The following is a 25,712-nucleotide window of genomic DNA, read 5'->3' as shown; positions in this document are numbered from 1 at the left end:
CCACTCCCGGGCGCGCCCGATATGGCGAAGGAGTACGACAGGACTGTGGCACTGCTCGAGCACATTGCGACGCCAGCGGATGTCCGCAAGCTTTCTCCTGCGCAGCTTGAAGCTCTGGCGGATGAGATCCGCGAGATGCTGATCCAGAAGGTCTCCGCCACCGGCGGGCACCTCGGCCCCAACCTGGGTGTGGTGGAGATGACCATCGCACTGCACTACATCTTCGATTCACCGAACGACCCGATTATTTGGGACACCTCCCACCAGTCGTACGTGCATAAGATCCTCACCGGCCGCGGCGGGCAGTTTGACACGCTGCGTAAAAAGGGCGGGCTTTCCGGATACACGGCGCGCGCGGAGTCGGAGCACGATTGGACCGAGTCCTCGCACGCGAGCGCGTCGTTGTCGTATGCGGACGGTCTTGCCAAGGCAAAGGCGCTGAAGGGCAGCGATGACGCCAACGTTGTCGCCGTCGTAGGAGACGGTGCGTTGACCGGTGGCATGTGCTGGGAGGCGCTAAACAACATTGCGGCGGCCAACCGCAACGTTGTCATCGTGGTCAACGACAACGGACGGTCCTACTCGCCGACCATCGGCGGGTTCGCCAACAACCTGACAAAGCTTCGCGATCAGCTTGCGGCGCTTCGAATGCAGCCGGCGTACGACGAAGTGATGGAGTCCGGCAAGAAGACGCTGAAGTCCATGGGCTGGGTGGGCGAGCGCACGTTCGACGCACTGCACGCGCTCAAAGAAGGCGTGAAGTACCAGGTGCTGCCCACCGAGATGTTCCCGGAGCTGGGGATGAAGTACGTCGGCCCGGTTGAAGGCCACGACATTAAAAGCTTGCTCAACGCTTTCAAATACGCCAAGCGCTTTGAGGAGCCGCTGATCGTGCACGTGGTCACGGAAAAGGGCCACGGGTTCGCCCCGGCCGTGAACAATGTGGCGGATCAGATGCACTCCACGGGTGTGATCGACCCGGTGACAGGGCAGTCGCTCGCCGCGTCTGAGCCGGGCTGGACGTCTGTGTTCACCGAGGAGCTGCTGCGCGCCGGCCACGAGCGCGACGATATCGTGGCCATCACCGCGGCGATGGCGGGGCCGACCGGCTTGCAACCTTTTGCGGAGCAGTTCCCGGACCGTTTCTTCGATGTCGGTATTGCGGAGCAGCACGCTGTCGCTTCCGCCTCCGGGATGGCGCTCGGCGGCCTGCACCCGGTCGTTGCGGTGTACTCGACGTTTTTGAACCGGGCGTTCGACCAACTGCTCATGGATGTGGGACTGATTGATCAGCCTGTCACGTTGGTGCTCGACCGCGCCGGCGTGACCGGTTCGGACGGCGCCAGCCACAACGGCGTGTGGGATATGGCGATCGCCTCGATCGTGCCGGGCATCCGCATTGCAGCGCCCCGGGATGCGGCGCGTCTGCGTGAGGAGTTCGCCGAGGCTATTGCTGTCGACGACGGGCCGACGGTTGTCCGCTTCCCCAAGGGCGCGGTTGGCGCTGATATTGATGTCGTTGAGCGTCTTGCCGGCGGTACCGACGTGCTGGCACGCCCGGAGGGCGAGGGCACCGAGGACGACATCGACGTGCTGATCGTCGCCGTCGGCGCGTTTGCGAGGTACGGCCTCGAGGTAGCAAAGGCGGTGCGTGACGACGGCATCCGGGCAACCGTGGTAGACCCGCGCTGGGTCATCCCCGTCTCCTCTGACGTGCTGGAGTTGGCCGCGGAAGCCGACCTGGTGGTGGTGTATGAAGACGGCGTGGTCCGCGGTGGCGTGGGATCCGCTGTTGCCGAGGCGCTTGCGGCTGCGGAGGTGGATACCCCGGTGCGGCAGCTCGCTTTCCCGGATATTTTCCCGCTGCACGCATCTCGCGGCGAGATCCTGCAGGAGTACGGCCTTGATCCAGTCTCTGCTGCGGATCAGGTTCGTCAGTGGGCAGAAAGCCTGGCGGACCCGGAAGCTGAAGCGAAGCGCTAGACCAAATCGAGCATCTCCGCGTGCGCTGCGGCCAGGATCGGCGCAGTGATTTGGATCTGCCACGGTCGCGCGCCCGCTTTCTCCAGGGCGATCGCTGCCTGGTGGGTATCCCACGCCGGCGCCTTGTCGGGCGCGTTCCACACCGTCTCGCGCAAAATCGCGGGCGTGAGCAAAATGTCGGGACGAATATCTAAGTCTTCTGCGCTGGCGGCGATGTCTTCGCGGCACAGCTGCAGCATCTGCCACGATTCGGGGTAGTGGCGCTCCCAGCCGGATTTCGACGGTGTGCCGTTTTCACGCGGATCTCGGCGTCGCGGCCACGTGGCTGGGTCCGCCGAAAGTGCGCGTTCGACCACGCCGAGCCAGCGCCGCACGTCCCGCGAGGGCATGCCTTTACTCCCAATCGCACGAGTCAGTCCGTGAGGGGAGTCTGGCTCGGCGAGCGCGATAGCCAATAAGGCCCGGTTGGGAAGTAGCCGCCCCGGAGCGATGTCGCGCTGTTCGCTGATCTCTTCACGCGCGTGCCAGAGTTCGCGGGCGACTTGGAGCCCGGATTGGTCACGTACCGACGCGAGCCCTTTCATATCCCGCCAAGTCTTCTCCGGGTAGGGAGTCTTTGAATACACGGCGATCAGGTGCGCGAACTCCTCGAATGCCCAATGCAGTTTGCCCTGAGCGTCGAGGACTTCCGTGAGCGCCTCTGCCAGCTCGTGGAGATATTCCACGTCGAGTGCGGCGTAGTCTTGCCACGACTTTGGCAGCGGCGTGCGCGACCAATCCTCGTGGCCGTGGCCTTTCTCCAGCTCCACACCGACGAAACGTTCGACCATGGCGGCGAGGTTGGGGCGGTCGTGGCCGACGATCCGTGATGCCAGTTCGGTGTCGAAAAGGATGCCGGGATGCAATCCGAGCAGTGCAAGGCTGCGCAGGTCTTCTCCCGCGGCGTGGATGATCCATTCCTGTCCGCCCAGCACGGGTGCGAAGATCTCGCGCACCTCGTCGCGGTGGCCTTCGGGCGCTATCAGAAACGTTCCTGCGCCACGTCGCGCTACTTGCACAAGAAATGCGCGGTTGCCGTAGCGGAAGGAAGAAGCGCGTTCAGTGTCCACGGCGAACGGTCCGCGACCGTGCGCGAGTGCGCCCGCAGCCTCACGAAAGGCGGCGGGCGTATCTACAAGGCGGTAGTCCAGCCGGGCACTCATCAAAAAACGATATTAGCGCGCGCCGAGCTGTGCCACACCCTCCGGAGGCAAACCGGCCACGTGCGCCAGAACCTTGGAAAACGCTTCGACGTGGTGTTGAAGGTCGGTGCCCTCCGCGGTCCAGGACGCGCGCATCTCCAGCTGGTAGGCGCGTGGCGGCCCGCCGATCTCGCCGAAGCGCACAGAGGCAGTCGAGGTGACGGTGCCGCCGAGGTTGGTGTGGCGCGCGCCGGTCTCAGCCAGCGATTCGTTGAGCCACTGCCAGGCTACGTCCGGAAGCAGCGGGTCCGAGGCTACGGCGTCGTCCATGTCGGCCTGGATGTAGGCGACCAGGCGCATGGTGCCTTCCCACGCTTCTTCTGCGGCGGGCGAGTGCAACAAGATCAGGCGGCCGAAGGCATCGCCTTCAGAGTCGACCGGGACGTTTTCTTCGTCCGCGTGCGCGACCTCCAAGCCGACGGCGTGGCTAAACGGTGCGGGGCGCTGCGGCGGGCGGATGGTGCCCAGGGTGATTTCGGGGCGCAGGCGCGCCGCGTGCATGGATTCAACGGCCGCACTGAATTCTGCGGGCCAGGAATCGCTGTTGCCGTGGTCGTCCCTGTTGCCGCCCGCGCCTCCGGCGGACATGGGCGAGGTGGTGTCCGGTTTCATCACAGGCTCAAACGTATCCAGCAACCGGCGTCGTTGGGGGAGGCGCGCCGTGAGTGCCACAACCTAGGGCGTAGAATGTCCTACGACTTTCGTTTGATCTGCCGTGCGGCAGGGAAGGGGCAAAATCTATGGCCAAGCTCGACTTTGACAAACTCAACGCCACGCAGCGCTTTCTGCAGTTCGCTGTGTTTCGCGCGCTCCCCGGGGTGCTTGGCACCGAGCGCAGCCAGCTTATCGACGAAGCTCGCGCCTTCTTCTCCAACCTCGAGCAGGAAGGCGTAGTCACGGTCCGCGGCATCTACGACAACACCGGTATCCGCGCCGACGCTGACTTCATGATCTGGTGGCACGCCGAAGAGTTCGAGCATCTGCAAAAGGCCCTCGCGGATTTCCGCCGCGAGACGGAGTTCGGGCAGAAGGTGGAACTGAGCTGGATCGGCAACGGGCTGCACCGCCCCGCCGAGTTCAACAAGTCGCACCTGCCCAGCTTCATCATGGGCGAGGAGCCGGGGGACTGGATTACGGTCTACCCGTTCGTGCGCTCCTACGACTGGTACGTGATGGACCCGCAGGAGCGCCGCCGCATCCTTGCGGAGCACGGCATGGCGGCCCGCGATTTTGCGGATGTGCGAGCCAACACCGTCGAGGCATTCACGCTCGGCGACTACGAGTGGATGCTCGCCTTTGAGGCACCGACGCTGGAGCGTATCGAGGCGTTGATGAAGACCATGCGCTACACCGAGGCGCGCCTGCACGTGCGCGAGGAGATCCCGTTCCAGACGGGCCGCCGGGTCGGCGACATCGGCGAAATCATCTCGGTGCTGCCCTAGGAGGCTGGGCACCGGAGGTGGCGTCGGAAAGCAATTGCTTACCGGCGCCTTTTCTACGCTTCGTCGAGCGTCAACGAAATGGAATTAATGCAGTAGCGCAGATCGGTGGGGGTGTTGAAACCCTCGCCGGCGAAGACATGGCCCAGGTGCGAGTGGCAGTTTGCGCACAGTACCTCGGTGCGCACCATGCCGAGGGAGGTGTCCTCGCGCTCAATGATGGCGTCACCCGCCAGCGGGGAGAAGAACGAGGGCCAGCCGCAGTGGGCGTCGAACTTCTCGGTGGAGCGGAACAGCTCGGCGCCGCACGCGCGGCAGCGGTACACACCCTCGGTGGTGGTGTTGGTGTACTCGCCGACGCCTGGGGGTTCCGTGCCTGCTCCCCGCAGGACGTGGAACTCCTCCGGGCTGAGTTTCTCGCGCCACTGCGCGTCGGTGAAGTCCTTGAAATCCGTCATCGCCCAATCCTTTCTGTCGGAGCGAGCAAGGTGTGCCTAAACAATACCCACGCTGCGCACGCGACAATAAACACGGCCCACCCGGCGGTTGGCAAAAACGTGTTGAGCCAACTGCCGGTCAGCGGGTGCAACGAGCTGGACCAGTTCAAGGGGGACAGGCACAGTGCGGCGCCGAGCCAGGCGGGCCAGCTGCGCAGGGGACTATCCGGGTGGAACACCGTAAACAAGGCGGGAAACAGCATCATGGAGTAATACGCCTGGCCCAGGGAGGACAACAGGCACACCCCGGCGAACAGTACTCCGGAGCCCACGGCGAGATACAGCAGCTCCTGGCTGTGGCGCACGCGCGCAAGACCGAGCACCGCCCCCGCGACGGCGGCAGCCAGAAGCACGAACAGCGCGCCATGCGCCCAGCTAGGCATGCCGAAATACACGGCGAACCCGGACAGGGAAGAGTTGGCGTAATCGCGCGTGACCTTCAAATACGGCACCACCACGTCGAGGTAGTCGCGGGCACCGGGAGTCAGCGGCCACGCGATGAGGTTCATCACCACCGGAATGCCGATAGCGCCGAGCGCAGGGCGCCAACGCAGCTGTAACAGCGGCAGCACCAGCAGCGGGGCGAACATCGGCTTGACCAAGATGGCGAACCCCAGCACGATGCCCGCAGCAATATCGCGGCGGGAAAGCAGCAGCGCAATAAATGCCACTAGCGCCAGCAGGAGTATGCCGTTGATGTTGGAAAACACCAGCGTGTTGGTCACTGCCTCGGTGCTAAAAGCCAGCGCTACGGCCACAGGAAACGTCGGCCCGGAAAGCTTGCGGCCCGCAAGCTTAGTCAGCCAGGCCAACGCGGCGATGATGCACGCGGCGTTGACGGCGATGAACACCGGGCGCGCCACGTCGATGTCGGCAATGAGTCCCATCGGCGACAGCAGCAGGGTCGCGCCCGGGTTGTACAGGTAGTGCGGGTTAACATGGCTGTACACCTCGTTGTACACGGGGACGCGTTCGACGAAACGGCGCGCCGCGGACCACACCGTGGTGAAATCGTCCGTCACTGAACCTGCGCGCGCGAGGATGAACAGCCGGTGCACGACCAGAAGCACCGCGACAGGCCAAGCGGCAGCGGCAATTGCCGGTGCGAGGCCCGCGCGCTCGTCGGCAGGCTGGGCCTGCACTGCGGTCGAACCCGTTGCTGGCTCACTTCGTGGCGGTGGTGTAGCAATCACGCGCCTAACCGTACCTGCCGGGGTGTGGCTAGCCTTCGCGCACGCTCCGGTAGCGCAGGAAGAGCATTGAGTCGCACGTGACGTGCGCGGCCTCAAGCACGAAGGCGCGGTCTGAGGGGGTGTCCGCTTCAGCGAACAGGCGTAGTTCGGACGGCTGCACCGCACGCGGGCTGACGGTGTAGTGGAACACATCCACTTCGCCGGCGCCAATGAGCTGGGCATTCAAGCTGGGCCCGCCTTCGCACACGATGCGGGCCAACCCACGCGCGTGGAGCGCAGCCACGACCGCCGACACGTCTTGGCCTTCCACCGGCACGATCACGCCGCCCGCCTGCTCGATCTTCCGCGCGCGTGCAAAGACGTCCTTGTCTCTCAAGACGTCCTCGGGTACCGCGAACAACGGCGGCGTGCGCGTGTCCGTGAACAGCTGCGTTGCAGTGTCGAAATTCAGGCTCTTTGTCATGACGACAATCGGCGGCACTTCAGCTTGCCCGCGTGCGTGCCGCGTCTCGCGCTGCTGTTGGGTAGTGCGCACCCCGAAGTAGTTCTCCTTGCGTGCGGTCTCGGCGCCGACGAGCACCGCATCCGACCAGATGCGCAGAGCGTTGAGCAGCGCGAAATCGGTGTCGTTGCCTAAACCGGAAGAGGTGCCGTCACTCGCGGCAGCTCCTGTCAGCGCCGCAATGCCCATGAGGCGAGTCTCCCGCTGTCCGGGAGGCTTCACCGGTCCGATGAGAAGGTCCGGATTAAGGGTGTGAGGCCGCTCGTTCATTACACTTGTTTCCAGTCTGTTGAAGGGGATGTTGTGCAACCTACCGGAAACCGTTTTGACCTCGATGCGGCAGCCGCCGCTGCCAGGAAGGGCTGGATTGCGGACTCGGAAACTACCGAGTTTTACACCCTCCTGTTCGACCGCTCGGACAAGCACGAGTGGAAAGACAACCTCGCTGAAGCCGCGCGGGCGGCGTTTGCGCCGACCGCGGAAACGGCAACTGAGATGGTCTGGTTCGAGCCCTTCCTGAACATGGTCACCGACGTCTGTTGGCAGGCCCGGGAGCGAGGGCTCGGCGCGCATGAGCCGAAGCGCGTACGCCGCCACGGCAGCGTGGAGCAACCGCGCCTGCTGTATCTCGCAACCGCGTTGATTGAGCTGCAGCTGTACCGGTTCGACTTCAACTACGACGGCATTTTTGCAGTGCTCAGCCGCGCCGACGACGCCCCACTGCAAGTCGGCCCCTACGACCTCAACGGCATCTACCTCACGTTCGCGCAACTTAGTGCCGGCAAGCGGATCGTGCCGTCAGAGCTGTTTTCCTCCATCGGCCTAGACCCAGAAAGTCCGACGAACCTCTCGCGGCACCTGGACCGTGTACCCGTGAAGCTGCGCCACCTCTTGCTGCACGGCTTGTGGCTGTTTCCGTTCCGCTTCTACGGGGTAGAGATGCTGATTCTGGCGGAGTCTCTGGTCAAGTCGGACCCCAAGGACGGCAACGCGTACTACCGGATGGGGGAGGCATACCGCAGAATCGCCGCGGCAACGCAGTGGGATTTCGAAACTGGGCCGTCCGCCACCCACGCGTTCGAAGTGGAGCAGACACTCAGCGCTGACCCGACGCTGTTGGAAGACCAGAACTTCTGCTACCGGCGCGCCGTGGAATCTCTGGACATGGCAATCCGTGTGCTGGACCCGCAGCAGCTTGCCCGCCACGAGGAGTACAAGAACTACCGGCTGCTGGTCTCCACCGAGTGGCAGGTGCAAACAGCCATCCGCAGTGCCGTCGAGAGGCAGGTAGCTTCCGTGGACGAGAAGGTGCAGGCGTTGTCCCGCCAGCTCGAGTCAGAGTCGAATCAGCTCGTGTGGAAATCCGTGGAGGTGCTGTCGCTGTTTGCTGCCCTGATGGGGTTGTTGATCACCAACATCAGCGTGCTGGGCATCGATGGCATCTCCACCCTCGAGCGCGTCGGGCTCATCGGCTTGATGGCGCTCATCATGGTCGGCTTCTTCCTCTTGGTGCGCAACACCGTATTCCGGATGCGCGAAGGCCGGGAGGGACCCAAGGAGGTCCGCACGAAACCCCAGAAGTTCTCGCTGCGACGCCCACGAAAGACAGCCGTGCTCCAAGAGCGGATCAGCGAGCTTGAGCGCGACATCGAGCGGATGAGAAACACCAACTATCAGCTGGCACCATTTTTGGACAGCGCCTCCGGCGAGCAACGACGCACCGGTGCGCAGCTTCACGACGGCTACCGCGAAAGGACACCGTAGCTATGCACGACATCACTGGGGCAGCGCTCGAATACGTTGCAGACGAACGGGAACTGACGAAAGGTCCCTACGACATTGCCGACGCCGGCGAAGCGGCCGCCGCGATCGACCACTACCTTCGCGTACGCGTCACCGCCGCCGTCGCCCGCAGCGCCGGGCGAACCGTGCTCCAACTCTCCGGCGGCATCGATTCCATCTTGCTGGCCACCTACGTTGCTGAGGTCGCGCCGGGCGCGTTGGCCGTGACCTACAGTCAGCATGTGGAGGACCCGGAGGTGGGCAGGGCGGCAGCCGTCGCAAAGCAATGCGGCCTCGAGCACGTGATTGTTCGCCCCACCGACGAAGACTTCGAGTGGCTTCTCGCGCGGGTCGTGCGGGCCCTCGAGTTCCCGGAACCGTGGGAGATCTCGGCGGGCTGTGTGCTGGAAGCTATCAACGGTGCTTCGCACGAGCACGGCGCCGAAGGCGTACTTCTCTCCGGAGCCGGGGCCGACGCGCTGTTCATGGGTGGCCACACGGTGTTTCCCGCGGCGGGGGAGAGCCTCGTTGACGCGTGGGACGCGACGCTGCGAGCAAACGTGTCTAAAAACTTCAAGCGCGAGCGCTTTGTGCCAGACTTCTACGAGCGGCTCCTGGACGATCCTGAGCGCCACGTGCAGATCTGGCAGACCCACGCTGCGGTTGAGCTGGCCCAGCGCATCCACCCGTCGCTGGTGCAGCCCGACGACAGCAGCCACGACAAGTACATCTTCCGCAAGCTCGCGGTGGACCGGGGCGTCCCAGCTGAGGTGGCGTTCGCACCGAAGAACCCGATGCAGGTCTCATCCGGGCTCGTCGGCGCCATTGTGGACGCGGCCCGCCGCCAGCTTGAGCGTGACTTTGGAGAGCGCACGTACTCCTCGCCGCTGCAAGAGCAGCTGGAGCTCACCGTTGCCCGGCTGTACCTCCAACGCCTGGCCGGGGAGGAGCGCAAATAGCAAAAAGGGGCCCACCAGGAAGGTGGCCCCCTTTTTTTCAAGTGGAGCGGATGACGAGACTCGAACTCGCGACCCTCACCTTGGCAAGGTGATGCGCTACCAACTGCGCTACATCCGCATTGCTATTCAGTTACCGAGGGGATAAACCCTCTGTGCGCGATACTGGGATCGAACCAGTGACCCCTACCGTGTCGAGGTAGTGCTCTACCGCTGAGCTAATCGCGCAAGGCTATTGCAGCTTGGAGGTGGATACGGGAATCGAACCCGTGTACACGGTTTTGCAGACCGTTGCCTAACCACTCGACCAATCCACCGTGGAGTTACCTCCAAAGTATTCGGCTTCAACCCCGAAGTACTTGGAGCGGATGACGAGACTCGAACTCGCGACCCTCACCTTGGCAAGGTGATGCGCTACCAACTGCGCTACATCCGCATTGCTATTCAGTTACCGAGGGGATAAACCCTCTGTGCGCGATACTGGGATCGAACCAGTGACCCCTACCGTGTCGAGGTAGTGCTCTACCGCTGAGCTAATCGCGCCCAAGTTCCTCTGGGGAACTGGAGCGGATGACGAGACTCGAACTCGCGACCCTCACCTTGGCAAGGTGATGCGCTACCAACTGCGCTACATCCGCATGCGTTCCACGCTGTCCGCGTTGAATGCGAGAACAAACCTTATCCGCATACTGCCCGCCGTTACAAATCGCCATGTCACGGACACTTTCAGGGGGTCATGTGTGAATTACGCGGGTGCAATTTGATCCCGTGGTGCATTCGCTTCTCGACGGCCCACGTTTCGGCACCCACCGTTATCCGTGATGACCAGCCGATTCGGAACTTTCGGCTTTGGTGTGTAATCTCTCTTCTCGTTCGGTCCTATGGCTCAGTGGAAGAGCGTTCCGTTCACACCGGAAAGGTCGCTGGTTCGATCCCAGCTAGGACCACAAAACACGCCCCAGGTTGGAAGCAGCCTGGGGCGTTTTGCGTTTGCCCGCTAAACGCCGGGTTAAACGACAAAAAGTGTGTCTGATTCAGCGTGTCGTGGGGGTTAGATTTGGCCTTTTTGGATGCCGATTGAGTGTGTGTAGTTGGTGTCGATAGCGTTGTCGTAGAGGGCTGGTCGTCCGGTTTCGTGGTCGGCTTCGTTCTCGTTTCGGGTCAGGGTGGATACTTTGGCGAGTTGGCCCTGGCCCCAGTCGGACTGACTGGCGATTCGTACTGGATCGTCAGGCAGTTCCGTTTTCAAATAGAGCCACCAATCCAGCATGCGGCGTTGTCGTTCACCTGATCTGCCGCGGTGTGTTCTGGCGAGCAGTTTGAGCTGGGCGTTGATGCCGCCTTCCAGGCTGTTGGTGGTGGATTTGATCCACTCTGGTTGAAGTACTGCTTTTGGCGGGTTGAGGTAGACAAACAGCATCTCGGACCGCCAAAGATGGTTGAGGCTGTTGTATGCCTTGCGCACGTTGTGATGCGTCCACACGCGGGTCCATGCACCGGTTTTGGGATCTTTGACCAGGGTTTTCTCGTCCATCCATGACCGGTAGAGCGTGGAGAACTCGTGCAGCTGCGCACCCCATGCAGCGGCTTCATCCAGCGTGGTGATCCGGGTCAGCTTCAGCGCAAGTCGGTAGATGGTGCGCCCGGCATCGGTGCGTGGGTTACTGGTGGTGTAGCGGCGTACCACGCGTTGGGCGTGGACGAGGCAGCGTTGAATTTTCGTAGTCGGCCAGCACTTTTTGATCGCGCTGTATGCGCCTTGGCCGCCGTCGATGACGGCGATGAGTGGGGCTTCGATGCGCTCAAGCAGCAGTTGGTAGTCGCGGGTGGTTTCGTGTTTGCACCAGTGCCAGGCAATCACGTGGTCGATCGTCGCCGCGACGATCAAGCAGCCGCCAGCGGTGTAGGTGCCGTCAAGGAAGATCTGGTCGTAGACCCGCTTGTCGTGGCCGGCGGTGGGGTCAGGCACATCAACGAACCAGAACGGTTCGAATCGACGTTGCATCGTGCGCGGTGAGCACCCCACACGGCGGGCAACGGTATCGAGGCTGGCGCCGGTGGTGAGGTGGTCGATGAAGACGGTGAACGCCGCCGCGTTGGTGATGTCGCTTCTGCGTTTCACGCTGGAGGCGCCGCATCGTTTGCAGCGCCACCTGGTGGTGCCTTTGCTAGTGGTGCCGTTTCGTTTCATTTCTCCGCCGCAGTGGCAGCGTGGTTGGTTCTTTGACATTGCGACACCACACCACGCCGCACATAGCACATCACGGCAGCCACACCGAGGATTGAACGCTCGAGACCTAAATATATGCCCCCGAAGCATATATTTCCCTGAAACCTACAGGTCAAACCCTGAAAATCGTCGATTCCAGACACACTTTTTGTCGTTTAACCCTAAACGCCGATATCGGCATTTGTGGGTTCGGCCCTTGGGAAAGCCCAGGTCGCGTCTCGGGCCCGGGGGTAAACGCCGATATCGGCGTTTAGGCTGCGTTGCCCGGTTCATAGTTTTGGGGCGGGTGTGACGGGAACTAACGTTGGTTTGGATACGACTAGTGCTCTTAGCACCAGTCTGCGCGTTGGTTTTATTTGAGGAGGCACCATGCTCAGCCCGGCAACATTCACACGAGGTTGCGCGGTCGCAGCCGCAGCGGCCACTGCGGCGTTGGTTGCGGCGGCGCCGGCAATCGCTCACGATTCCGTGATTGGCTCGGACCCGGAGGACAAGGGCGTGGTCAGTGAGTTGCCTGAAGCGGTCACCCTGGAGTTTTCCGGGGAGATCCAGGACGGCTTCAACACCGTGGCGCTTTCCCGCGATGCCAACGGGCAGTCCGAGGTGGTCTACTCCGGCGAGCCCGAGATCGACGGCCGGTTTGTCACCCTCGACCTACCGGCAGACCTGGATGCGCAGCCGGGCGACTACAAGGTCGGTTTCCAGATCGTGTCCTCCGACGGTCACTCAACGAAGGGGATGACCTCGTTCAGCTTCAACCCGTCCGGCGCGGCGACCGCGGACGCGAGCAAAGACCCGGTCGTCGACGCTGCCGACGGCATGAGCACCACCATGAAGGTGCTGCTCGCCCTCGCCGGCGTGCTTGTCGTCGCAGGTGCAGGCGTTGGTGCCCTAGCGAAGAGCCGCCGGATGTCTGAAACCAACACTGATAGGGACAAGTAGGACAACACCAATGAACAAGCGAATTGTTACCGGCCTTGCAGCTGCAGCTTTGATACTGGCCGGTTGCTCCGACGAACCGAACGACGCAGTACAGCAGCAGTCGGCCTACAACGAGACCACCTCGGAGGTGGGTGCCGCAGCCGACGACCTGGGCAACGGCGCGGTGACGCTGGAGCAGGGCGCCGTCCGCGCGAAGGCGGCGAAGGATGCGGCCGACGGCAGCGATATGACTGCCATCTTCGGCACGCTGCACAACAACTCCGACAAGGACATCACCGTGGTTGGCTTCGCTACCTCGCTCGGCGAGGCGAGCTACCAGATCCACGAAGTCGTGGACGGGGTGATGCGCCAAAAGGACGGCGGCTTCGACATCCCCGCGGGCGGCACCCACGAGCTCGCCCCGGGCGGCGACCACTTCATGGTGATGGACTACGAGCCGGCCATCGAGGCAGGCGACACCATCGGTGTGACCCTGCTGCTGGAAGGCGGCGCGACCGCGACCGTGTCCGATGTTGCCGTGCGCACCATGCTGCCTGGCGACGAAAGCTACGGCGACCTCGGCGAGCACGCCGACCACGCTGAACATGCCGACCACGCCGACCACGCTGAACACAAGCACTAGAGGAGGATGCGTCATGCCGGGTGTGAGCCGGCGGGGGTTTTTGGCGGGGACGGCTGGTGTGGCCGGGGTGGCGTCGTCAGGCATGCTGCTGGCGGCGTGCGATAGCGAGCCGAGCAACTCCGCGCCGAACACCAAACCTTTGACGGAGGCGTCCGTCGCCTTCGACGGTGCCCACCAGGCTGGCATCCAGACGCCGACGCAGGCGTCGCTCAACCTGGCCGGGTTCAACCTCAAGGACGGAGTGGACGCTGCTGGCGTGGTCAGGCTGATGCGTCTGTGGACGGAAGACGCCCGCGAGCTGACCGCCGGCCGCAACCCGCTGTCCAGCCTGGAGCCGGAGATGACGCAGTGGCCCGCCAACTTGACCATCACCTGCGGGTTCGGTGAGCGCGTCTTCGATATCGCGGCGCCGGATCAAAAGCCGGCGTGGCTGCACGACATCCCCGCGATGCCGCGCGAAGAGCTGCGGCCGGAGTGGGGGCAGACGGATCTGGTGCTGCAGATCTGCTCCGACGACCCGGTGATGAGCGCCTGGGCGATGCGCCACATGACGCGCGCCGGCATGGACTACGTTGAAACCACCTGGTTGCAGCAGGGGTTCATGAACGCGTTTGGCTCCATCCCCAAAGGCCAAACGCCGCGCAACCTCTTCGGGCAGGTGGACGGCACGGTCAACCCGCACTCGGACGATGAGTACGCCGAGCAGGTGTTCGCGGACGACGGCTCGTCGTCGCTGGTGGTGCGCCGCATCGCGATGGACCTCGACGATTGGGAGCGGCTGGACCGCACGTCACGCGAGGCGGCGGTGGGGCGAAAGCTTTCCGACGGCGCCCCGCTGACCGGCGAGGACGAGTTTGATGCGCCGGACATGGAGGCGCTGGACGAGTACGGGCTGCCCGTGATCGACAAGAACTCCCACATGGCCCGCGCCATGCCGCCCGCGGACCACCCGGAGCAGAAGTTTTTGCGCAGGCCGTACAATTACTCGCTGCCCCCGGCACCCGGTGAGCTGTCCAACGCGGGTTTGGTCTTTTTGGCCTTCCAAAAGGACCCGGATGTCCAGTTCACCCCTGTGCTGCAACGGCTTTTGGAGGTGGACCGCCTCAACGAATGGACCACGCACATCGGCTCCGCGGTCTACTGGATCCCGCCGGGCACACGTGAGCCCGGTGGGGACGCGGGCCGCGATACGTACTGGGGCGAGACGGTACTTTCGGGTGCCCAAGGGTAGTATCCCAGGCATCCGGCGCGCCAGCAGCGCCGTCGGGAGAGAACGTAGAAGATGGGTTGCGTCCAGGTATGACACAACCCAGTGACGCGCAAAGGAGCGCACGACAGATATGTCTACCGAAGCAGCAGTCGAATTCGCACCGTTCGAGGTTCCCGCCGGCACCGCCGTCGGCGCCGCCATGCGGGAGCTGAACCTGCCGAACAAGGGGGAGGACGCCGTGGTGTGCGTCCAAGACGAGGCGGGAGAGCTGAAGGATCTCTCGCACGTCCCCGATACCACCGCGACGTTTATGCCGGTAGCCGCAAACACTGAGCTCGGCCGCTCCGTGATCCGCCATTCCTGCGCCCACGTGCTCGCCCAGGCCGTGCAGGCCGAGTTCCCCGGCACCAAGCTGGGCATTGGCCCGGCGATCAACGACGGTTTCTACTACGACTTCGACGTTGCGGAGCCGTTTACGCCCGAGGATCTGAAGACGCTGGAAAAGCGCATGAAGAAGATCATCAAGCAGGGACAGAAGTTCGTCCGCGGCGTCTACGCCTCCGCAGAAGAGGCTGCAGAAGACCTCAAGGACGAGCCGTACAAGCTCGAACTGATCAACGACAAAGGCAACGTCGATCCGGACTCCGATGAGGCCACCGAAATCGGTGCCGGCGAGCTGACGCACTATGACAACGTCAACCCGCGCACGAACGAGGTTGAGTGGCACGACCTGTGCCGCGGCCCGCACGTGCCCACCACGAAGTACATCCCGGCGTTCGCGCTGACCCGCTCGTCCGCCGCCTACTGGCGCGGCGACCAGAACAACGCCGGCCTGCAGCGTGTCTACGGCACCGCTTGGGAGTCCAAGGAAAAACTCGAAGAGTATATGACCATGCTTGAGGAGGCGGAAAAGCGCGACCACCGTCGCCTGGGCAACGAGCTGGACCTGTTTTCTTTCCCGGACGAGGTCGGCTCCGGCCTGCCGGTGTTCCACCCGGACGGCGGTATCGTGCGCATGACCATGGAGCAGCACTCGCGCGAGCGCCATGTCGCCGCCGGCTACTCCTTTGTCAACACCCCGCACGTGACCAAGGGCGACTTGTTCCAGCAGTCTGGCCACCTGGACTGGTACGCCGACGGCATGTTCCCGCCGATGAAGCTCGACGGCGAGGTCGATGAAGACGGCAACGTGACCAAGCAGCCGGTGGACTACTACGCCAAGCCGATGAACTGCCCGATGCACAACCTCATCTTCGACTCGCGCGGGCGTTCCTACCGCGAGCTGCCGCTGCGCCTGTTCGAGTTCGGCACCGTGTACCGCTACGAGAAGTCCGGCGTGGTCCACGGCTTGACCCGCGCCCGCGGATTCACGCAGGACGACGCACACATCTACTGCACCGAGGAGCAGCTGGAAGACGAGCTGACCAGCGTGCTGGAGTTCATCATCTCCCTGCTGCAGGACTACGGCCTGGACGACTTCTACCTGGAACTTTCCACCAAGGACCCGAACAAGTACATCGGCGACGACGAGATCTGGGAGCGCTCGACCAACATCCTGGAGTCTGTGGCCAAAAAGTCCGGCTTGGAGCTCGTGCCGGACCCGGCGGGCGCCGCGTTCTACGGCCCGAAGATATCGGTGCAGGCCCGCGACGCCATCGGCCGCACCTGGCAGATGTCCACCGTGCAGCTGGACTTCAACCTGCCGGAGCGCTTCGATCTGACCTACACCTCCTCGGACGGCTCGAAGAAGCGTCCGGTGATGATCCACCGCGCGCTCTTCGGCTCCATCGAGCGCTTCTTCGGCGTGCTGCTCGAGCACTACGCCGGCGCGTTCCCGGCCTGGCTGGCCCCGCACCAGGTGGTGGGCATCCCGGTGGCCGACGCATTCGCCGACCACCTCGAAGACGTCGTCGGTGCCCTGCGTGAGCGCGGCATCCGCGCGGAGGTTGACCACTCTGACGACCGCATGCAGAAAAAGATCCGCACCCACACCACCGGCAAGGTGCCGTTCATGCTGCTCGCCGGCGAGCGCGACGTGGAGGCGAATGCGGTCAGCTTCCGCTTCCTCGACGGCAGCCAGATCAACGGGGTACCGGTCGAGCGCGCAGTGGAGCTGATCGCCGACTGGATCTCCGCCAAGCGCAATGAGCAGCCGAGCGAGGAAACCGTTGCAGCGGGCAACTAACGGCGAGACTTACGTCGACACCGGCGTAGGCGACCCGGACCGCCTCACCCGCCTGTGGGCGCCGTACCGTTCCAGCTACATCACCAAGATGCCGGCGGAAGGGGAGGCGGGGGAGGCCGAAGGATCGTCGAGAAGCAACGGCGATCCCTTCCTCGAAATCCCGCAGATGAGCGACGAAGACGGCCTGATCGTCGCGCGCGGGGAGACGCTGTACGCGGTGTGCAACCTGTACCCGTACAACGCCGGCCACCTGATGGTGGTGCCGTACCGCAAAGTCGCTGACTTGGAAGAACTCACCGACGCGGAGACGGCCGAGCTGATGGCGTTTGCCAAGCATGCGGTGAAAACGCTCAAGCGCGTGTCCAAACCGGAGGCGATCAACGTCGGGCTGAACCTGGGCAAGGCCTCGGGCGGGTCGGTGAGCGACCACCTGCACCTGCACGTTGTGCCGCGCTGGGCGGGCGACGCGAATTTCATGGCCGTCATCGGCGGCACCAAGGTGCTGCCGCAACTGCTGCAGGAGACGCGGACGCTGCTCGCAGACGGCTGGCGCGAGGTCCACGAGGCGGAATCAGGTGAGCGCGATGCTTAGCGTGCACGGACGCAAACCCGCCGCAGTAGCGGTCGAGCCGGTGGCCAAAGGCCTGTTGCGCATCGGTCTGACTCCGAACGCGACAACGATTGCGGGAACCGCGCTGACCATGCTCACGGCTATGGTGCTCATCCCCACCGGACACTTGGTGTGGGCGGCGGTGCTCAGCCTGTTCTTCGCCGCCTTCGACATGGTCGACGGCACGATGGCCAGGCTGCGCGGCGGAGGCACCGCGTTTGGCGCGACGCTGGATGCGAGCTGCGACCGGCTTACCGACGGCGCGCTGTTCGGCTCGATCGCCATGTGGCTGATCTACGTCGTGGACGCCGCGCCGGTGAACGTGGCGGTGTGCCTGGCGGTCACCGTGCTTTCGCCGACCATTAGCTACATCAAGGCTCGCGGCGAGGCCGGTGGGCTGAAGATCGTCGGCGGGCTGGTCGAGCGTCCCGAACGGTTGATTTTGAGCCTCGGTGGCCTAGCCCTGGAGGGCTTTGGCGTGCCCAACGCGGTGGTGGTCTCGCTATGGATCCTGCTAGTCGGCTCCGTGATCACCGTTGTGCAGCGCCTGATGTTCGCCGGACGCGACGAGGGGGCGGACGCGAAGGTCGCGCCGCCAGCGGGAACGTAAATGGGCTTCGCGCGCGAGCGGCTCGTAGCCGCGGGTTACATCGCCGGCTGGAAGATCGTCGGAGCGCTGCCTACACCGTTGACCGCGCGGGCAGCCGAGTGGGCCGCGGACCGTGCTTCCGGCGAGGGCGCTGGCATGGAGATGCTGCGGCGCAACCTCGCACGCGTGGTGGGGCCGGAAAACGTCACCCGGCAGCTGGTGCGCGACGCCATGCGCTCCTACGCTCGCTATTGGTTGGAAGCATTCCGTCTGCCGCGGATGGCGGGCGATCCGGAGTTGAACGCGAAGCTTTCGGCTGGTGTGGTCGGGCGGGAACACTTGAATTCTGCCGTGGCGCAGGGCCACGGGGTTGTACTCACGCTGCCTCACACCGGTAACTGGGACATGGCGGGAACATGGCTGGCGAAAAGCTTCGGCGGGTTCACCACCGTTGCGGAGCGGCTTGAACCTGAGGCGCTGTTCGACGCGTTCGTGCAGTTCCGCGAGACCCTCGGCTTCGAGGTCGTGCCGCTGACCGGCGGTGAGCAGCCGCCGTTCGAGCGGTTGAAAGAGGTGCTCGCTGACGGCGGGATCGTGTGCCTGTTGGGGGAGCGGGACTTCTCTCGACGCGGGGTGCCGGTTGAGTTCTTCGGCGAGGAAACGACCTTTCCCGTCGGCCCGGTCAAGCTGGCGCGGGACACCGGCGCGACGCTTTTGGTTGCGCACTCCTGGTTCACGGGCGCGCGGCGCAACCCTGGCTGGGGCTTTAGCATCTCTGCCCCGGTGGAGGTGACCACGCTCGAGGGCACTGCGCAGCGCGTGGCCGATCAGTTCGCCCAAAACATTGCCGCCCACCCGGCGGACTGGCACATGCTGCAGCCGCTGTGGCCTAAAGACGTGCCGAAGCCGAGCCGCCGCCGGGAGATGGAACGGCGGCTGCGGCAACGGCGCGAACACGGGAGGTAGTCGGCGTGCGGATCGGTCTGGTGTGCCCGTACTCCTTCAACGTTCCGGGCGGAGTTCAAGCCCACGTGCTTGACCTTGCTGCTCAATTGCGCGAAATGGGCCACCACACTGAGGTGCTCGGCCCGGCCTCGAAGGCTGTCGAGCTTCCGGAGTGGGTCACCCGCGGCGGCGCCGCGGTGCCGGTGCGCTACAACGGCTCAGTCGCGCGGCTGTCCTTCGGCCCGCAAGTGCGCCGTACCACCCGGCATTTCATCGAGCGCGGCAACTTTGACATTTTGCACGTACACGAGCCGAACTCGCCGAGCTACTCCATGGCGGCGTTGCGCATGGCTACCGGCCCGATCGTGGCCACCTACCACGCCTCAGCGGAATCCTCTTACGCGCTCAAGCTCGTGCTGCCGGCACTCCGCGGCAGCCTAGAGAAGATCCGCGCCGGTATCGCGGTGAGTAAGGAGGCGTGGCGCTGGCAGTCGCAGCAGGTGGGCACTGATCCCGTGATCATCCCGAACGGTGTGGACACCGTCAGATTTCAAGCGGCGCGGCACACCCCGGGAAGACAATCAATGCCAGAAGTGGTGTTCATGGGCCGCTTGGACGAACCCCGCAAGGGCCTCGACGTGTTCCTGCGGGCCGTGGATCAGCTCCCGCGCAAGCCGCGCGTCACCGTCATCGGAGCTGGGGCGCCCCGCGAGTTTGCGGGCGTCGAGTTTACGGGGCTGGTTTCTGAGGATGAGAAGGCGCAGATTCTCGGCCGCGCGGATATCTTTGTCGCGCCGAACCTCGGCGGCGAATCGTTCGGGATCATCCTCGTGGAGGCGATGGCTGCCGGCTGCGCTGTACTCGCCAGCAACATCCCCGCGTTCGCCGCGGTCTGCGGCAAGGATGCGGGGTTGCTGTTTCCGCCCGGCGACGCGTCGGCGCTCGCGCAGCAGTTGCAGTTGCTTATCGACGAGCTCCCGCTTCGCACCAACCTCTGCGCTAAAGGCGTGCAGCGGGCAAAAGACTTCGACTGGTCTGTTGTGGCGCGTCGGGTCCTGGCGGTGTACGAGGCAGTGTCTATCGGGGAGACGGTCGGGGTGGAGGGGTGGCTATGACGATGGTGTGGATCGCTGTGGCGGTGGTGGTGACTGTGCTGGCGGCGTGGGCCTACAACACGGCGCAGCGGCTCAACCGCCTGCATATCCGGCTCGACCGTTCGCGCGACGCCCTGCAGGCGGCGCTGGACCGGCGCTGCGCTGTCATCGCTGCGGTCTATCCCGAACTTCGTTCGGTGGCGGAGGACGCGGAGCACGTCAGGATGGCACCGCAGGACATACACACGCGTCTTGCGCAGGAGGAACAACTCTCGGCGCTGGTGGCAGAACGGATCGCGGGCGAGGAAATGCCGGGTCCGCTCAGCGACGCGGACATCCGAGTCGAGCTGGCCACACGTTTCTACAACGATGCGGTGGCGGACACGCGGGCGTTGCGCCTTCGGCCGTCGGTAAGCTTTTTGCGCCTCGGCGGTACAGCGGCACTGCCGCAGTTCGTGCGGGACGACCAGTAATAGCTTCAGCAAGCCGGTGCGTATAATGCCGTCTGTTACACGTCAACCGAGGAAAAGGGGTGCGTTATGGCGGGCCACTCAAAGTGGGCAACCACGAAGCACAAGAAGGCCGCAAACGACGCGAAGCGGTCGAAGTTGTGGGCGAAGATGATCAAGGACATCGAGGTCGCGGCACGAACCGGCGGCGGCGATCCGGCCGCGAACCCCACCCTGGACGACATGATCCGCAAGGCCAAGAAGGCTTCGGTGCCTGGCGACAACATCGAGCGCGCCCGCAAGCGCGGCTCCGGTGAGGAAGCCGGCGGCGCGAACTGGGAGACCGTGATGTACGAGGGTTACGGCGTGAACGGCGTGGCAGTGCTCATCGAGTGCCTTACGGACAACCGCAACCGTGCAGCTACCGAGGTGCGTACCGCCATGACCAAAAATGGTGGCAACCTCGGCGAGTCCGGCTCCGTCGGCTACATGTTCGAGCGCACCGGTGTGGTGACCATTCAGAAGGGCGAGCTCAGCGAGGACGACGTGCTCATGGCTGTGCTCGATGCCGGAGCCGAGGAGGTCAACGACCTCGGCGAGGAGTTTGAGATCACCTGCAAGCCGACCGACCTGCCGGCAGTTCGCGAGGCGCTGGCAGGCGAAGGTATCGAGATTGAGGAAGCAGGCCAGGAGTTCCGTGCGGACGTGGAGGTAGACCTCGACGTCGAAGGCGCGAAGAAGATGATGCGCATCATCGACGCGCTGGAAGACTCGGACGACGTGCAGAACGTCTACACCAACATGAACCTCTCCGACGAGGTCGAGGCGCAGCTGGAGGACTAAGTCTTTCACCGTGGCCAACGCCCGTGCCGCCGACGGTGGCACGGGCGTTTGTTGTGTCTCCTGTGGTAGAACATATGTGTCACATGTACGGAAGGGAGGATGCGATGTCGCTGGAAGGTCTGCGGGTGATGGGCATTGACCCGGGCTTGACGCGTTGCGGTCTTTCCGTGGTGCAAGCTGGCCGGGGCCGCCAGATCATCCCCGTGGCGGTTGGCGTGGTGCGCACCCCGTCCACTGCGGAACTAGCGGAGCGTCTTCTGCGCCTGTCGCGGGCGGTGGGTGAGTGGATCGACGACTACGAGCCGGACGTCATCGCCATGGAGCGCATCTTTGAGCGCGGCAATGTATCAACCGTCATGCACACCGCGCACGCCGTCGGTGTGATGGTGCTGGCCGCGGCGGAGCGGGGCATCCCGGTGTACATGTACACCCCGTCAGAGGTGAAAAAGGCCGTCTCCGGCAACGGGCGGGCGGACAAGAAGCAGATGACAGTGATGATCACGCGGATTCTCGGCCTGTCTGAAGCGCCGAAGCCCGCGGACGCGGCGGACGCGCTGGCTATCGCGGTGTGCCACTGCTGGCGCGCCCCCCTGATCGCACGGACCAACCAGTTGACCATGAAAGCGGCGAACCAATGATTGATTCTCTCAACGGCGAAGTGCTCACCATCGGGCTCGACCATGCGGTTATCGAATGCTCGGGCGTGGGCTACCGCTTCCTTGCCACCCCACAAACGCTAGGCCGCTTGACCCGCGGCGAGAGCGCCCGGGTGATGACGTCGATGGTGGTCAAAGACGATGGTGTGACCCTGTACGGCTTCGGGGACGCGGATGCCCGCGAGATGTTCCACAAGCTGCAGAACGTCTCCGGACTGGGGCCAAAATTAGCGCTCGCCTCGTTGTCCGTGTTTGACCCAGGCGAGCTGTCCTCCCACATCGCAGCCGGAGATGCGAAGACGATCCAGTCCATTCCGGGTGTGGGCAAGAAGATGGCGGAACGGATCGCTCTCGAGCTCAAAGACAAGGTGGAGGCGTTTGTCCCGGCGGGCGATGCGCCGGCCGCTGCAGAGGCAACCGGGGCGAACAAGGGCTCGTCGCTCATTTCTGAGCAGGTGGTCGAGGCGTTGGTGGGGCTGGGGTTCCAGGAGCGTTCGGCGCGGCCGGTGGTCGACGCGTTGGTGGAGGAGCAGCCGGAGGAAGACGCTTCCGCACTGCTGCGTCAAGCGCTGAGCCAGCTGGGCAAAAAGTAAGGAGGTATCGCCGTGTCGGATGTGGAAAAGACAGAGTTTGAGCTGCCGGAAGGGTTCGCGGCGAAGGCTCCGTCGCCAGTAGACGCGCACGCGCAGGCAGACGAGCATGACATCGAGCGTTCGCTACGCCCGAAATCGATCAATGAGTTTATCGGCCAGCCCAAGGTGCGTGAGCAGCTCAACCTGGTGCTTGCGGGTGCGTGCAGCCGCGGGGTGACCCCGGACCACATCCTTCTGTCCGGCCCGCCGGGGTTGGGCAAGACCACCATGGCGATGATCGTGGCGCAGGAATTGGGAACCTCGCTGCGGATGACGTCGGGTCCGGCACTTGAGCGCGCAGGCGATCTAGCTGCGATGCTTTCCAACCTGATGGAAGGCGACGTGCTGTTCATCGACGAAATCCACCGCATCGCCCGCCCTGCAGAGGAAATGCTCTACATGGCAATGGAGGACTTCCGCATCGACGTGATCGTGGGCAAAGGTCCCGGTGCGACTTCGATCCCGTTGGAGATCCCGCCGTTTACCCTCGTCGGGGCGACAACCCGCGCGGGCATGCTCACAGGCCCACTGCGCGACCGTTTCGGGTTCACCGCCCAGATGGAGTTTTATGACGTGGAGGACTTGACCCAAGTGGTCAGCCGCGCCGCGGACATCCTCGCTATGCACATAGACACGGACGCGGCGGTGGAAATCGCTTCGCGTTCGCGCGGCACGCCACGCATTGCAAATCGCCTACTGCGCCGAGTGCGCGACTGGGCGGACGTGCATGGCGACGGCCACGTCAACCTCGAGGCGGCGCGCTCGGCGTTGAGCGTGTTCGACGTGGACGAGTTGGGCCTGGACCGACTGGACCGTGCGGTTCTAGATGCGTTGATCCGCGGCCACGGCGGGGGGCCGGTGGGCGTGGGCACGCTTGCCATCGCCGTTGGCGAGGAACCCGGCACCATCGAGGAGGTGTGCGAGCCCTACCTTGTGCGCGCGGGGTTGATGTCTCGTACTGGGCGCGGGCGAGTGGCGACTGCCGCGGCGTGGGAGCACCTGGGGTTGCAGGCGCCGCCAGATGCACCGGGGCAAATGTCGCTTTATTAAGGCTGGCGCGGACCGGACTGCTGGTTTTGCGGGGCTATGCCGTAGCATGTTCCGTTGTGTCTCCACCGGCACGCCCTTCGCTTATGCCTCTTCCCGGGTGTTGTAGGGCTCGGTGGAGGGGAAAATTGGAGCTCGGAAAGCAGAGGAGTCAGCTCAGTGTCCAACAACACTCGGCGGTCCCGCGAGGTGAAGGGAAAGAAGCGCTGGCCCGCTCGGCTGCTCGCGTTATTCACCCTCATTGTCATCGGCATCTACGCCCTAGTATTTTTCACCGGAACTAAAACGGCTGAGCCGAAGCTCGGCATTGACCTGCAGGGTGGCACGCGTGTCACTCTCGTTCCCCAGGGCGATGAACCGACAAGCGAGCAGCTGGAGGATGCGCGCAACATTCTCGAAAACCGTGTGAACGGCATGGGTGTCTCCGGTGCGTCCGTTGTTGTGGACGGAAACACCATCGTCATTGAGGCCGCCGGCGACGACACGGCCGAGATTCGCAACATCGGTCAGACCTCGCAGCTCTTCTTCCGTCCGGTGCTTGACCCGCCGGCCGCGGATAGCACCAAGATTGACCAGGTCACCTTGGACATGACCAACGAGTGGGTCAAGTACGGCATCTTCACCCCGCAGGAGGGCCAGGCGGTGCTCACTCAGATCGCCGCGCGTAAGCAGGCTGCGGAGAAGGAGGCTGAAAAGGCCGCCGAGAACCCGCAGGAAGAAAGCGGTGAAGGCAAAGACGTCGCGCCGAAGGAAGAGGAAGCCCCGGAGGCGCCCAAGGACGTTCCGCAGGTGAGCGCCAAGCCGCTGCCGGAGCCAAACGGCCCGGTAGAGGCGGCTGAGCGCCGCCAGGAAACGACGGACATGCTGCGGCGCACCCGTCAGTCCACCGACCCGACCGAGCAGTTCGCGGCACTGACCCTGATGTCGGCGCGTTGCATGGGCCAGATCACCGACCCGTTAGCCGGCTCCGACAAGGCGGATCTGCCGCTGGTTTCTTGCGACCCGACGTCGGGCCAGCCGTTGCTTCTCGACGAGGTTCCTCTGCTTACCGGCGTCACCGACGCTGACGGCCCGCGCCTGACCGGCGAGCAGATCGATACCAACCGTGCGATCACCGGCGGCTTCAACCCGCAGTCCAGCCAGATGGAGATCAGCTTCGCCTTCAGCCAGGCGGGCGAGCCCAACGGCTCCGAGACCTGGGCGCACCTGACTAGCGAGATGCTGCAGAAGCAGATCGCGATCACATTGGACTCCCAGGTGATTTCCGCACCGGTGATCCAGAGCCCGACCCCGGTTGGTTCCGCAACGTCTATCACCGGCAACTTCACCCAGGAAGAGGCCGAGGGCCTTGCCAACAACCTGCGCTACGGCGCACTGCCACTGTCCTTTGCTGGCGAGAACGGCGAGCCGGGCGGCACCGCTCTGTCCGTTCCGCCGTCACTGGGCCAGGCATCGCTGAAGGCGGGCCTGTACTCCGGCCTGGTGGGCCTGATCCTGGTGGCGCTGTTCGTCTTCGCCTACTACCGTCTCTACGGTCTGATCTCGCTGGCGTCGCTCGTCGCCGCTGGCGCACTTGTCTACGGCACCCTGGTGCTGCTGGGCCGCTGGATCGGCTACTCCCTGGACCTTTCCGGCATCGCTGGTCTGGTCATCGGTATCGGCGCAACCGCCGACTCCTTCATCGTCATTTACGAGCGCATTAAGGACGAAGTGCGCAAGGGCAAGACGTTCCGCTCCGCCACCGCATCCGGCTGGCAGCGGGCGAAGGACACGGTCATCACCGGCAACATGGTCACCTTGATCGGTGCGGTGATCATCTACTTCCTTGCTGTTGGCGACGTGAAGGGCTTCGCCTTCACTATGGGCCTGACCACCGTGTTCGACCTGCTTGTCACCTTCCTGGTTACCGCGCCGCTACTGATCATCGCGTCTCGCAGCGGATTCTGGTCCAAGCCTTCCGTCAACGGCATGGGAAAGGCGTTCGAGACGGCTGAGGCACGTCGGGCGCAGGATGACGTCGATAAGCACACGCTCCAACCGGCCGCAACGATTGAGGAGAACTAGA

24 protein-coding genes and 7 tRNA genes are annotated in these 25,712 nt (G+C 64.0%); 19 read left to right on the top strand and 12 right to left on the bottom strand.

Annotated features, from left to right (window positions below):
- Positions 1–45: 45 nt before the first annotated feature.
- A complete protein-coding gene (gene dxs / locus CAFEA_RS06600; RefSeq protein ID WP_063936914.1) occupies positions 46–1,983 on the top strand; it encodes a 1-deoxy-D-xylulose-5-phosphate synthase in 1,938 nt (645 codons plus the stop codon).
- Here the strand turns inward: dxs and CAFEA_RS06595 are convergent.
- A complete protein-coding gene (locus CAFEA_RS06595) occupies positions 1,980–3,185 on the bottom strand; it encodes an HRDC domain-containing protein (RefSeq protein ID WP_063936808.1) in 1,206 nt (401 codons plus the stop codon). The two genes, dxs and CAFEA_RS06595, sit on opposite strands and share 4 nt — an antisense overlap.
- A gap of 12 nt (positions 3,186–3,197) precedes the next feature.
- Entirely contained in the window at positions 3,198–3,812 is a 615-nt protein-coding gene (locus CAFEA_RS06590) for a DUF3000 domain-containing protein (protein WP_034999308.1), read from the bottom strand.
- Positions 3,813–3,964: 152 nt separating this feature from the next.
- Here CAFEA_RS06590 and hemQ point away from each other — a divergent pair, with 152 nt between their 5' ends.
- A complete protein-coding gene (gene hemQ / locus CAFEA_RS06585; protein ID WP_063936807.1) occupies positions 3,965–4,666 on the top strand; it encodes a hydrogen peroxide-dependent heme synthase in 702 nt (233 codons plus the stop codon).
- Between the two features lie 53 nt (positions 4,667–4,719).
- Here hemQ and msrB read toward each other — a convergent pair whose 3' ends face one another.
- The 3 genes from msrB to CAFEA_RS06570 are packed head-to-tail and all read right to left on the bottom strand — an operon-like array spanning position 4,720 to position 7,077.
- Positions 4,720–5,121, bottom strand: a complete 402-nt coding sequence (gene msrB / locus CAFEA_RS06580; RefSeq protein WP_034998800.1) for a peptide-methionine (R)-S-oxide reductase MsrB — start codon at positions 5,119–5,121, stop codon at positions 4,720–4,722.
- The gene (locus tag CAFEA_RS06575; protein WP_253704876.1) at positions 5,118–6,353 is read right to left on the bottom strand and encodes a glycosyltransferase family 87 protein; all 1,236 of its coding nucleotides are present in this window, start codon (positions 6,351–6,353) and stop codon (positions 5,118–5,120) included. Before CAFEA_RS06575 ends, msrB begins: the two co-directional genes overlap by 4 nt.
- 28 nt (positions 6,354–6,381) lie before the next feature.
- Entirely contained in the window at positions 6,382–7,077 is a 696-nt protein-coding gene (locus CAFEA_RS06570; protein WP_158293373.1) for a pyrimidine reductase family protein, read from the bottom strand.
- Positions 7,078–7,158: 81 nt separating this feature from the next.
- On the opposite strand from CAFEA_RS06570, the gene CAFEA_RS06565 reads away from it, so the two are divergent.
- The gene (locus tag CAFEA_RS06565; protein ID WP_063936805.1) at positions 7,159–8,619 is read left to right on the top strand and encodes a hypothetical protein; all 1,461 of its coding nucleotides are present in this window, start codon (positions 7,159–7,161) and stop codon (positions 8,617–8,619) included.
- 2 nt (positions 8,620–8,621) lie between these two features.
- Entirely contained in the window at positions 8,622–9,596 is a 975-nt protein-coding gene (locus CAFEA_RS06560) for an asparagine synthase C-terminal domain-containing protein (RefSeq protein WP_063936804.1), read from the top strand.
- Positions 9,597–9,638: 42 nt separating this feature from the next.
- Here CAFEA_RS06560 and CAFEA_RS06555 read toward each other — a convergent pair.
- From CAFEA_RS06555 to CAFEA_RS06530, 6 genes are all read right to left on the bottom strand, one after another.
- Positions 9,639–9,714, bottom strand: a tRNA-Gly gene (locus tag CAFEA_RS06555).
- A gap of 35 nt (positions 9,715–9,749) precedes the next feature.
- Positions 9,750–9,821, bottom strand: a tRNA-Val gene (locus tag CAFEA_RS06550).
- A 15-nt stretch (positions 9,822–9,836) separates the two neighbouring features.
- A tRNA-Cys gene (locus CAFEA_RS06545) sits at positions 9,837–9,910 on the bottom strand.
- 43 nt (positions 9,911–9,953) lie between these two features.
- Positions 9,954–10,029: transfer RNA gene (locus CAFEA_RS06540), tRNA-Gly, on the bottom strand.
- A gap of 35 nt (positions 10,030–10,064) precedes the next feature.
- A tRNA-Val gene (locus CAFEA_RS06535) sits at positions 10,065–10,136 on the bottom strand.
- Positions 10,137–10,155: 19 nt separating this feature from the next.
- Positions 10,156–10,231, bottom strand: a tRNA-Gly gene (locus CAFEA_RS06530).
- A 237-nt stretch (positions 10,232–10,468) separates the two neighbouring features.
- Here CAFEA_RS06530 and CAFEA_RS06525 point away from each other — a divergent pair.
- Positions 10,469–10,540 (top strand) — tRNA-Val (locus tag CAFEA_RS06525).
- A 104-nt stretch (positions 10,541–10,644) separates the two neighbouring features.
- On the opposite strand, the gene CAFEA_RS06520 is transcribed toward CAFEA_RS06525, so the two are convergent.
- Positions 10,645–11,823, bottom strand: a complete 1,179-nt coding sequence (locus CAFEA_RS06520; protein ID WP_063937531.1) for an IS1249 family transposase — start codon at positions 11,821–11,823, stop codon at positions 10,645–10,647.
- A 369-nt stretch (positions 11,824–12,192) separates the two neighbouring features.
- Between CAFEA_RS06520 and CAFEA_RS06515 the strand changes: the two genes are divergently transcribed.
- From CAFEA_RS06515 to secD, 14 genes are all read left to right on the top strand, one after another.
- Positions 12,193–12,765 carry a copper resistance CopC family protein gene (locus tag CAFEA_RS06515; RefSeq protein ID WP_063936803.1) on the top strand — a complete coding sequence of 191 codons (573 nt, stop codon included), beginning with the start codon at positions 12,193–12,195 and terminating at the stop codon, positions 12,763–12,765.
- Between the two features lie 10 nt (positions 12,766–12,775).
- Positions 12,776–13,387, top strand: a complete 612-nt coding sequence (locus tag CAFEA_RS06510) for a copper chaperone PCu(A)C (protein WP_063936802.1) — start codon at positions 12,776–12,778, stop codon at positions 13,385–13,387.
- A gap of 13 nt (positions 13,388–13,400) precedes the next feature.
- Positions 13,401–14,618 (top strand): Dyp-type peroxidase, encoded by a 1,218-nt coding sequence (locus CAFEA_RS06505; RefSeq protein ID WP_063936801.1) that lies wholly within the window; start codon positions 13,401–13,403, stop codon positions 14,616–14,618.
- 109 nt (positions 14,619–14,727) lie between these two features.
- Positions 14,728–16,782 carry a threonine--tRNA ligase gene (gene thrS / locus CAFEA_RS06500; RefSeq protein WP_063936800.1) on the top strand — a complete coding sequence of 685 codons (2,055 nt, stop codon included), beginning with the start codon at positions 14,728–14,730 and terminating at the stop codon, positions 16,780–16,782.
- The gene (locus tag CAFEA_RS06495) at positions 16,766–17,374 is read left to right on the top strand and encodes an ATP adenylyltransferase (protein WP_394326877.1); all 609 of its coding nucleotides are present in this window, start codon (positions 16,766–16,768) and stop codon (positions 17,372–17,374) included. The genes thrS and CAFEA_RS06495 overlap by 17 nt, the downstream gene beginning before the upstream one ends.
- Complete coding sequence (gene pgsA, locus CAFEA_RS06490) at positions 17,367–18,002, top strand: phosphatidylinositol phosphate synthase (protein WP_063936798.1); 636 nt, start codon at positions 17,367–17,369, stop codon at positions 18,000–18,002. Before CAFEA_RS06495 ends, pgsA begins: the two co-directional genes overlap by 8 nt.
- Positions 18,003–18,947: a phosphatidylinositol mannoside acyltransferase gene (locus tag CAFEA_RS06485; RefSeq protein ID WP_063936797.1), complete on the top strand. Its 945-nt coding sequence runs from the start codon at positions 18,003–18,005 to the stop codon at positions 18,945–18,947.
- Positions 18,948–18,952: 5 nt separating this feature from the next.
- Entirely contained in the window at positions 18,953–20,041 is a 1,089-nt protein-coding gene (locus tag CAFEA_RS06480; protein WP_063936796.1) for a glycosyltransferase family 4 protein, read from the top strand.
- Complete coding sequence (locus CAFEA_RS06475) at positions 20,038–20,493, top strand: hypothetical protein (protein WP_063936795.1); 456 nt, start codon at positions 20,038–20,040, stop codon at positions 20,491–20,493. Before CAFEA_RS06480 ends, CAFEA_RS06475 begins: the two co-directional genes overlap by 4 nt.
- Positions 20,494–20,559: 66 nt before the next feature.
- Positions 20,560–21,312, top strand: coding sequence for a YebC/PmpR family DNA-binding transcriptional regulator (locus CAFEA_RS06470; RefSeq protein WP_063936794.1), 753 nt, complete (start codon positions 20,560–20,562; stop codon positions 21,310–21,312).
- A 104-nt stretch (positions 21,313–21,416) separates the two neighbouring features.
- Complete coding sequence (gene ruvC, locus CAFEA_RS06465) at positions 21,417–21,950, top strand: crossover junction endodeoxyribonuclease RuvC (protein WP_034998819.1); 534 nt, start codon at positions 21,417–21,419, stop codon at positions 21,948–21,950.
- Positions 21,947–22,561 (top strand): Holliday junction branch migration protein RuvA, encoded by a 615-nt coding sequence (gene ruvA / locus CAFEA_RS06460; protein ID WP_034998821.1) that lies wholly within the window; start codon positions 21,947–21,949, stop codon positions 22,559–22,561. The genes ruvC and ruvA overlap by 4 nt, the downstream gene beginning before the upstream one ends.
- Positions 22,562–22,573: 12 nt before the next feature.
- Positions 22,574–23,650 (top strand): Holliday junction branch migration DNA helicase RuvB, encoded by a 1,077-nt coding sequence (gene ruvB, locus CAFEA_RS06455; RefSeq protein ID WP_063936793.1) that lies wholly within the window; start codon positions 22,574–22,576, stop codon positions 23,648–23,650.
- 156 nt (positions 23,651–23,806) lie between these two features.
- The gene (gene secD, locus CAFEA_RS06450) at positions 23,807–25,711 is read left to right on the top strand and encodes a protein translocase subunit SecD (protein WP_063936792.1); all 1,905 of its coding nucleotides are present in this window, start codon (positions 23,807–23,809) and stop codon (positions 25,709–25,711) included.
- Position 25,712: the final 1 nt, after the last annotated feature.

This window comes from Corynebacterium afermentans subsp. afermentans (assembly GCF_030408355.1).
Taxonomy (GTDB): Bacteria; Actinomycetota; Actinomycetes; order Mycobacteriales; family Mycobacteriaceae; genus Corynebacterium; species Corynebacterium afermentans.
The sequence above is the reverse complement of the archived record's forward strand: the minus strand, read 5'-3'. Positions and strand labels throughout refer to the sequence as shown.